Source organism: Myxacorys chilensis, assembly GCF_059505265.1.
Genome location: NZ_JCACKG010000240.1, coordinates 1 through 2737, shown reverse-complemented (window position 1 = coordinate 2737; position 2737 = coordinate 1). Strand labels below are relative to the sequence as shown.

The following is a 2737-nucleotide window of genomic DNA, read 5'->3' as shown; positions in this document are numbered from 1 at the left end:
ACTGAACAAGGATACTACTCTTAGCTCCCTGTCCGATTTTTGGGTGTCATTTCAAAGAATTTACTGCCAAAGGGCAATTGAATGTGCAAACAGAGCGATTCATATTGACCCTTGGTACTCTGAAGCTTGGTACGTGCGAGGTTATGCATATCGTACTCTATCTTTGTACAACGGAGGAGTTGAAAACACAGGTAGAATACTTAGAGTTGGAAATGTAGATAGAATACACATCGAATATGCAATCGAAAGCCAAGATAAAGCACTGCAATATGAACAAGAGAAGGTCAAAGTTCTCCAGAATCAAGAGCATTTATCCAATGTATGGATAGAACGTAGCTCGTGCTTTCAACATATACAAGATTATGATAAAGCGATTAATAGTTGTCGTGAAGGACTCGCTCATGTTGAGCGAGTAGTCGAGCCCAAGGGTTGGGCAAATTTAAATGATTATTTAGGTACTTTGTACTATCTTCAAGCGCAGTGGATGAAAGCTGCTAATAGCTTCAAAAACGCCTTACAGGTTTTCACATCTGAGCATTTCCCGTATAAATATCTAGACAGCCTAGAGATGTTAGTTGAATGTCTTTATAGGTTGGGAGTGACGAATGAAGCACAGATCCTTGAGCAAGATGGCAGCGACTTGTTGAGAAGATTGCTTTCTCAGCTCAATGTTTCTCCCGTGCGTGAGAGATTTCTTCGTTCTAAACAGGCTACTTTCAATCAATTGAGCGTTGATTTAACCGTTCAATCCGGTGATAGTGTCAAAGCTATGGAATTAGCAGAACATGGGAAAAACACATTTCTGCGCTGGATGCTCGGATTCAATGAGCCTCCTTTCGTGTCATATAGTCAGATTCAATCATGGCTTCCATCTACAACAGCAATCATCTACTGGCATTTAAGCCCTATCGCACTCACAACCTTTCTGATTTTACCTGGACACGATCGCCCCCTTCTCATTTCTACCATCGACAATACTGAATCTGATGAGCGACCCGTCACACTCAAACAGCTAACTGCATGGGAAACCTGGATCGATGAATGGAATGAAGACTATCAATTATACAGTGTCCAAAAAAATAGCATTCAGAGCAATCATCCTTGGCGCGATCGCATGATTGAACGCTTTAAGCAGTTACAGCAAATTTTGAACATATCTTCGATCAAGGATCAACTTCCTCCTTCAATCACTCAACTGATTCTAGTTCCGCATCGCGATCTGCACCGCCTCCCGTTACATGCTTTTTTTAATTTACCGAGTACCTATTTGCCAAGCATTTATCTTGGACTCAGCAATGAATCGAACGCAAACATCCACAATCGCCTTTTGCTGATCGAAAATCCCAAAAATGAAGATGTGCGCGAAGGCGGTGGAACCTTCATCGAAATTGAATCGGCTCTGATCCAATCCCTGTTCCCAACTCAGGTGATTGAAAGCGAAAATGCTACGGCTGAACAAGTCAAGTCTTCTCTTGCTCAGCCTCATCGTCTGCTGCATTTTAGCGGTCATGGGTCATATAACAGCAGTAACCCTGCTCAATCTTGCCTGTATCTCAGTGGACGTGACCAACTTACTCTGCAAACGCTTGCCCATCTCGACCTGAGCGCCTACAAGTTGATTTGTCTAGCCGCCTGTGAAACTGGAGTCACAGGCAGACAAACGATTACTGATGAATACGTTGGACTCCCCAGTGCTTTTCTTAAAGACAAAGCCACCCACGTCGTTAGTACCTTCTGGCGTGTTGAATCAGCAGCCAGCGCTTTCTTGATCGTCGAATTCTACCGTTCCCTCCAGGCTGGAAATCCTCCAGAGATCGCACTCCAACACGCCCAAAACTTTCTTAAAACCGCATCCTGCAAGGACTTAATTTACTGGATTGATACCATAAGCGCTCACCTCCCCAAATCTTGTCAAATCGCTTTGCGAGATAAGCGACAGCAATTTGTAGAAGATCCGATCGCCCGTCCCTACAAGCACCCTTACTACTGGGCAGCCTTTTCAATCTCCGGACTAGGGGAGACTCGAAATAACAAATCAGCATCTCTCAGGTCAGCACGCTATACCATCGAGCAATAAGTCTCCGTAGATCTAAGTACTATTTTGTATATCTGATTGAATCATTTAATGATACCGATGAACCTCTCAGAACCCAATCAGCCAACCGAGAAGTATCTAAACAATGCACAGCAACACTTTCTCCTAGGTTCTTACACAACTGCCCTATTCTGGGTTGAGCAGGCACTCTCGCTCAACCCGCAGTTAGTGGAGGCTTGGGAAAAGAAGGCGGAGACGCTGCGAAAACTGAATCGTTATGAAGAGGCGAACACTGCTTTTGAAAAAGCGATCAAGATTCGTTCGAGGGCATTCACAAAACCGAAGACAACCGAAGATGATACGTACTCGTTGGAATACTTCGAGAACTTAGCTGCACACTCAATAGAGCTAGGGCGTTTTAAGGAAGCGGTTGCGGCCCAGGAGAACGCGATTCACACGAATGTTACAAAAACCGATGTGGAAGATTGGTTAAATCTCGGAGATCAACAGCTCATAGTACAGGATTTTGAAGGCGCAATTGCGAGTTATGACCAAGCTCTGCACTACAAACCGGACTTCCACGAAGCTTGGAACAGTCGTGGCACAGCACTCTCTATACTAGGCGATTTTGAAGGCGCGGTCGCGAGTTATTAACCCGGCAACTTGAGAGAATGCAGAGCGAGTGAGCAATTTGTACAATTA

General features: G+C 44.5%; 2 protein-coding genes. Both read left to right on the top strand.

The genetic code is table 11. From position 1 onward, the window contains the following. The first annotated feature begins 484 nt into the window (after positions 1 to 484). Complete coding sequence (locus tag AC5JLB_RS24880; protein ID WP_495876517.1) at positions 485 to 2077, top strand: CHAT domain-containing protein; 1593 nt, start codon at positions 485 to 487, stop codon at positions 2075 to 2077. 57 nt (positions 2078 to 2134) lie between these two features. Beyond that, a complete protein-coding gene (locus AC5JLB_RS24875) occupies positions 2135 to 2689 on the top strand; it encodes a tetratricopeptide repeat protein (protein WP_495876516.1) in 555 nt (184 codons plus the stop codon). Positions 2690 to 2737: the final 48 nt, after the last annotated feature.